This window comes from Pseudomonas bananamidigenes, assembly GCF_001679645.1.
Classification (GTDB): Bacteria; Pseudomonadota; Gammaproteobacteria; order Pseudomonadales; family Pseudomonadaceae; genus Aquipseudomonas; species Aquipseudomonas bananamidigenes.
This window is the reverse complement of sequence record NZ_LRUN01000072.1, coordinates 79,021-85,713: the sequence shown is the minus strand read 5'-3', so window position 1 is coordinate 85,713 and position 6,693 is coordinate 79,021. Positions and strand designations below refer to the sequence as shown.

Below are 6,693 nucleotides of genomic sequence, written 5' to 3'. Positions count from 1 at the left end.
CCCGAACCGGTCGGGGCGTTTTTTTCGAGGATGCGGCCTCGGGTCAAAGCTTAGCGAATACCGTCCTGGCCCAGGTTGCCCGGCTGGAATTCGCTTTTACTGGCAGAGAAGCCGAAGTCATAAGCCTGTTTCTCTTCATTCTTCATGCCCAGTGCCAGGTAACGGCCCGATTGCAGGTCGTACAGGGTTTCCAGCGCGTACCACGGCACTTGCTTGTCGTAGTAGTCCTCGGCATGGGCCTCGGCGACGCGCCACAGCTGACCACGACCGTCGTAGTGATCGATGACTGCTGCCTGCCAGGTATCTTCATCGATGAAGAAGTCACGTTTGGCGTAGATGTGACGCTGACCCGGCTTCAAGGTTGCCACCACATGCCAGACGCGACGCAGCTCATAGCGAGTCAGGTCCTGGTTGATGTGGCCGGCCTTGAGGATGTCGGCGTACTTCAGGGTCGGTGAATCGATCTTGTAGCTGTTGTTGGCAATGTACATCTCTTTCTTGCCTTCGAGCTTCCAGTCATAGCGATCCGGGGCGCCGTTGTACATGTCCAGGTTATCGGAGGTACGCAGACCGTCAGCGGCAGTACCCGGACCGTCATAGGACACTTGCGGTGCCTGACGCACACGGCGCTGACCGGTCGCATAGACCCATGCCTTGCGCGGTTCCTTCACCTGGTCGAGGGTCTCGTGCACCAGCAGCACGGTCCCTGCCAGACGGGCCGGCGCGGTCACTTTCTGCTTGAAGTAGAACAATACGTTGCCCGGATTGGCCGGATCGTAATCCTTCATTTTGTCGCGGAACACGAACTGGTCCTGGAAGTACACCAGGCTGTACGAGCCGTTGGCCTGGGGCGTCGCCTGGGTCACCAGACGGGTCACGCTGCCACCGCGATAGCGGGTGATGTGGTTCCAGATGACTTCCAGACCGTCTTTCGGGATCGGAAACGGGATGGCGGTCTGGAAGTTTTCCAGGCCGTTGCCGCCGGCCACCAGCGTGGTAGTCGTGGCGTTCTTCCTGATCGCGGCGAACACGTCATCCGGTACGGTGGCACCGCGATGGGACGGATAGACCGGCATCTTGAAGGTATCCGGGTAGCGCTTGAACATCGCGTACTGACCCGGTGCAAGCTTGTCCTTGTACTGGTCGACGTTTTGCGCCGTGATGGTGAACAGTGGCTTTTCACTGGCGTACGGGTCGGACAGGAAGCCCTTGCTGTCGACGGTGCCGGCGTTCTTCGCCAGCGGCTTCCAGGCCGGGATCGAACCATCGGCGTTGCCCGCCATTTCGGCGCCCATCGGGGTCAGGCTTTTGCCCAGTTTGTCGGCTTCGGCGGCCGGTACCGCCGCCATCACGCTGGTGGCCAGCAGCGAAAGACCCAGAACACCGGCGTGGAACAGATTCTTTGTTATTTTCATAGGTTTGTTCGTCCTGAAAAACTGTACTTAGAAGTTCACGCCAACACTGAGGGCAACGAAGTCGCGATCGTCCACCGTGCTGTATTCGCCACCAAAGAAGTTGGTGTAAGCCAGGCTTGCGGTGTAGGTGTTCTGGTATTCGGCATCCAGACCGAGGCTGATGGCCTTGCGACCTTCCTCGAAGTTGCCGCCTGGACCCGGCGAGTAACCCTTGACGTCATGGGACCAGGCCACGTTCGGCTTCAGGTTCACACCGGCGAACACGTCGCTGTAATCCCAGATGGCACGAGCGCGATAGCCCCAGGATGTGGCGGTGGTGAAACCGTTGTTGTCGCAGTTGCTGGAACGGTTGCTGGTCGATGCGCCAGGACCGGCACCGTTGATGGTCGAGGTGTTGAGGATCTGCGAGCAGGTATTGAGGCCATTGGTGGATGGCAGCTCACCCGGACCGAAGACCGGATCGCGACCGTAACGGGCCTCGGACTTGCTTTCCAGCCCGCCGACGTGGGTCACGCCGACTTCACCCACCAGGGTCAGGCGGTTGGCGCCCATGACCTGATCGAAGAAGTGCGTCAGGGTGGTCTGCAGTTGGGTGATTTCCTTGCGGTTGTATCCGTGCAGGTCCTGGCCCGGAACACCGTTGAGGATCGAAGCGTTGGTCAGGGCACCGCCCAACGGACGCACACCGGCGAACAGGATGTCGGTGGAGTTCAGTTGCACCGGCGCGTTCGGGCGGTAGCTGATCTCACCACTCCACGCCGTACCGGTAGGCAGGGTGGTGGAGAAGCTCAGGCCGTAGAGACGAATGTCCTCCGGATACTCGATGAAATACTCGGAGTTACCCGCCACCACCAGCGGCCCCAAGGCCTGGAATGGACCCGGGAGCGCCTTGACGCCGTTATAGATCGACTGTGGCGCACCGGTTGCGCTGAAGATCGGCGCACGGCTGTGGTAGTTCATGAAGTAGGCACCGAACTCGGTGGCCAGCGGATCGAACATGTACTTGGCGGACACGCCCCACTGCCCGCTGTCCCGCGCATTGCGGTTCGGCGAGCGGCGTACCAGCACGCCTTCCTCGTTGACGTCGACACCGGCGGCGGCCAGCGGGCCGAGGGCAATGCCCGGAATGGTCGAGCGCTTGTTCAGCACACGCAGGTTGTCGTCGCAACCGGTGGTGACGATGTCGGGCTGGGAGAAGAAGGTGCCGCAGTTGTCGGTCACGGTCTTCTGCCAGTCGATCTGGTAGAAGCCTTCGGCCGACAGGTTTTCGGTGATGCTCTGGGACAGGTAGAACATGTTGACCGGGATCAGGCCTTCCTTGATCTCGGCGCCCGGACGGCGGAATGCAGATACGTCGATCGGGTTGATCGAGTTGATGCCGCCACCGATGAAGGTACTTTCACCCCAGTTCACCACCTGCTTGCCCAGACGCACCGAGCCCGGCTCATCGGCAATGGCGTAGTTGTGGTAGATGAAGGCGTCGAGGATCTGGCCACCCGAAGAACGGGCCGCCACGTCGCGGTTGTGATTGCTGACGTCCTTGTATTCCAGGTCCTGGTTCTGCAGCGCAAAGTCGTACCAATACTTGCCCCGGACGAAGACACCGGTATCGCCATATTTCAGTTCGAGGTCATGGATGCCCTTGAAGATCTTCGAGAACGCTTGCCCGCTCTTGAAGTTCAAGTGACCGTCGTCGGAGGTCTGGGACAGGCCCCGGCCACCGTTGTTGACACCAATCAGGTCCTTGTTCGGCTGCTGGGTCGAAACGCTCATGCCCAGGGAGAGCGCGGAGTCGAACTGGCCTTCGATTTCACCGACATTGAAGCTGACGCCGAATGCGGGTCCGGCGAGCGTGGAGGCAAGACTGACCGCCAGAGGCAGTTTCGCCCGGCGCCAGAACTGGTTTACTGAGGTCATCGACGCTACTCCATGTGCATTATTGTTATGGCAGTGAGTACTTTTAAAAACGCCTGAAGGACCGGGTGCCAGGAGCTGCCCGAAATCGCTTCAATGTTGCATTGCCCCGTTCTTAAAAATCCTTGACGGACTATAGCCAGCAGGGGGTACTGCTTGATCCCTCTAAAGTGTGATTTGCAGTGGCCGGCCACTCTGGAACAGTCCTTACGCCAGTCCGACACATGTCGGCCCGGCAAGGATGGCTGATTTTTCCGATTTCACAAGCCAAGCGCTTGCTTGGTGGGGCTGGCGCGCCGTTTTCGGCGCGCCGCAGGACGCTCAGAGCGTCGAGAGAAAGGTGCTGTTGTTGGTCTGCCATTCGGTGATGTCGAGGCGGATGCGCTTCTTGTCGAGCTTGCCGACGCTGGTCTTGGGAATTTCCGTAACAAGGGCGATCTGGCTCGGAATCGCCCACTTGCTCAGGTGCCCCAGTTCCACGAACGGCTTGAGGTGTTCCTTGAGTTCACGGGCCCCGATGGTGTGCCCTTCACGGACAACCAGCAGGGCAAACGGCCGCTCGCCCCACTGCGGGTCGGCGATCCCCACCACTGCTACTTCACGTACCGCGGCGTGACGGCTGATCAGGTCTTCGAGGTCCAGCGAGGAAATCCATTCGCCGCCGGTCTTGATCACGTCCTTGATCCGGTCGCGGATGTCGATCACCCCCATGCCGTCCAGCGTCGCCACGTCGCCGGTATGCAGCCAGCCACCGGCCCACAGCTCGGCGCCCTTCTGCGGTTCGTTGAAATAGCCCTCGGTCAGCCACGGCGCACGCAGCACCAGCTCGCCCTGGGTTTCGCCGTCGGCGGGCAGGAAGTTGCCGTCTCCATCGACGATGGCCGCTTCGACCAGCGGCCCCGGCACGCCGGCCTTGATCCGGTAGGTGGTGCGTTCGTCTTCGGTGCCTGCCATCAACTCGTCGTTCAGGTGTGCGCAGGATACCAGCGGCCCGGTTTCCGACATGCCATACGCCGCCGTGAGCTGGATGCCCCGTGCTTGGCCGCCTCATAAAGTGAACGATTGAGCGCACTGCCACCGATGACGATTTTCCAGCCGCCGAAGTCGGTGCCCTGCGCGCCCTTGGCGTTGAGCACCATCTGCAGGATGGTCGGCACGCAGTGGGAGAACGTGACCTTCTCCTTGCGCCACAGCTCGACGAGGAATTCCGGGTCGTAGCGGCCCGGATAAACCTGCTTGAGCCCGAGCATGGTCGCCACATACGGCAGTCCCCAGGCATGTACGTGAAACATCGGAGTGATCGGCATGTACACGTCGTTGGTGCCCAGCAGCCGCACGCTGTCGATGGCGCCCATGATGGTCGACACGCCCATGGTGTGCAGTACCAGTTGCCGATGGGTGAAATACACCCCCTTCGGATTGCCGGTGGTGCCCGTGGTGTAGAAGGTGGTGGCAACCGAGTTTTCGTCGAAATCCTGAAAGTCGTATTGCGGGTTCGCGGCCGCCAGCAGTTGTTCGTACTCGCCGACCAGATTCGGCAGGTCTGCGGTTTTTTCCGGCAGATCGGTCAGCAGCAGGGTTTTCTCCACCGTGGTCAGGTGCGGCGCAATGGCCTGGTACAGCCCGACGAACTCGCTGTTGACCAGCACGAAGCGGTCCTCGGCGTGATTCATGGTGTAGAGGATCTGTTCCGGCGACAGGCGCACGTTGATGGTGTGAATCACCGCGCCAATCATCGGAATGGCAAACATGCATTCCAGGTAGCGATGGCTGTCCCAGTCCATCACCGCCACGGTGTCGCCGGCCTTCACACCGGCGGCCGTCAGAACGTTGGCCAGTCGCGCAACCCGCTCGATCAGCGTCGGGTAGCTGTAGCGCAACTGGTCACGGTAAATGATCTCGCGGGTTTTCTCGTAACGGGCGCCGACATCAGCAGCCGTTTAATCAGCAATGGATACTGGTAGGCCCCTTCGGCGGGCGGAATAACGCGAGTCTGCAACATAAGAATCCCTTTTCTGACTGCACGGTGTTGGCATTGGAGTTCTGTACTCTAGAACCCTTATACGCCAGCCAAATCAGCCAAAGGAATGATTTGCAGAGCCGTACAAATGCTAGCTTTGCGCCAGCATTTGTCGGATTTCATCACCGGTCAGGCCGTTTGCCCTACAGCCGCTTCAGAAGGCGTGCGTGGGAAAACCGCCGCAGCGAGGAAGGTCAAAGCACCGAACCCAGCCAGAATCAGGTAAAGCCCCACAAAACCATGGCGCGGTTCAACATAGGCAATCAGCGGAATCGCTGTCGCACTGGCACCGAACGATAAACAGTAACGCAAGGCAAACACTCGGGATTGCCAGTGCGGCGCAACGAAATTGGCAACCATCGAGTCATTAACCGTCACCTGACCGAACACCACGAACATGAACGCCGCACCGAGCGCGATCACCGCCCAGCCCTCGACATAAGCCATGGCATACAGCAGTGGCGCCTGAAACAGCGTCAGCACGACAAATGGCCATTTCAGGCTGACCCGATGCAACAGCTGTCCGATGCTCAACTGCGCCACCGCACCGAACGCATACGCCAGGCTCACCACCACGCCCAGGGTCTGCGGCGAGGCGAACAGGTCATGCAAGCGCTCCTGAAACAATTTGGGATAGGTCATGGTGGTGGCGTTGAATACCACACCGCCGGTGGCGGTGGCCAAGGCCAGTACGCCGAACACCATGACCATCGAAATGCGCTGGCCGGCGGCGCTCTTGAGCGCAGTGTGCGGGCGTTTGGGGATCGGTTCCTCACGCACCTGCAAGGCAAAACCGATCCCCAGTACGATGGCCGCAGCCCCCGGTATCAGGAATGCCGAGCGCCAGCCGAACTGCGCCACCAGCAACCCGGTAATCAGTGCCGAGAACGCCACGCCCAGATTGCCCCACATGCCGTTGATACCGATTTCGCGGCCACGATTTTGCGCATAGGCCACCAGCATCGCCGTGCCGACCGGGTGATAGATCGCGGCAAAAATGCCGATCAGGGTCAGACCAATGACCAGCGACGTCGGGCTGTTACTGAGGCCGGTGATGATCGCCGAACCACCGATACCGAAGAAAAACACCAGCATCATCCGTCGTCGGCTCCAGTGATCGCCGAGCCACCCGGCCGGTAGGGAACAGGCGCCAAACGCGATGAAACCGCCCAGCGACAGGCCGATCAGCGCGGCATAGTCGAGGGCGAAAGCCTGGGTCATGCCAAGGACAGCAGCGGGAAAAATCAGCATGAACATGTGATCGATCACATGGGCTGCATTGATGTAGCGAATGACATTTCTGGATTGATTCATCGCGGCACGCTTTCTTGTTGTGAACAGATG

The 6,693-nt window shown here is 60.1% G+C and carries 3 protein-coding genes and 1 pseudogene; all 4 read right to left on the bottom strand.

What is annotated here, in order from left to right; genetic code table 11:
- Positions 1-50: 50 nt before the first annotated feature.
- Positions 51-1,415 (bottom strand): DUF1329 domain-containing protein, encoded by a 1,365-nt coding sequence (locus BBF94_RS22920; protein ID WP_065261244.1) that lies wholly within the window; start codon positions 1,413-1,415, stop codon positions 51-53.
- A gap of 27 nt (positions 1,416-1,442) precedes the next feature.
- Positions 1,443-3,332, bottom strand: a complete 1,890-nt coding sequence (locus tag BBF94_RS22915; protein ID WP_065261243.1) for a DUF1302 domain-containing protein — start codon at positions 3,330-3,332, stop codon at positions 1,443-1,445.
- A gap of 318 nt (positions 3,333-3,650) precedes the next feature.
- Positions 3,651-5,331, bottom strand: a pseudogene (locus tag BBF94_RS22910) (fatty acid--CoA ligase).
- 147 nt (positions 5,332-5,478) lie between these two features.
- Positions 5,479-6,663, bottom strand: a complete 1,185-nt coding sequence (locus BBF94_RS22905) for an MFS transporter (protein ID WP_065261242.1) — start codon at positions 6,661-6,663, stop codon at positions 5,479-5,481.
- Positions 6,664-6,693: the final 30 nt, after the last annotated feature.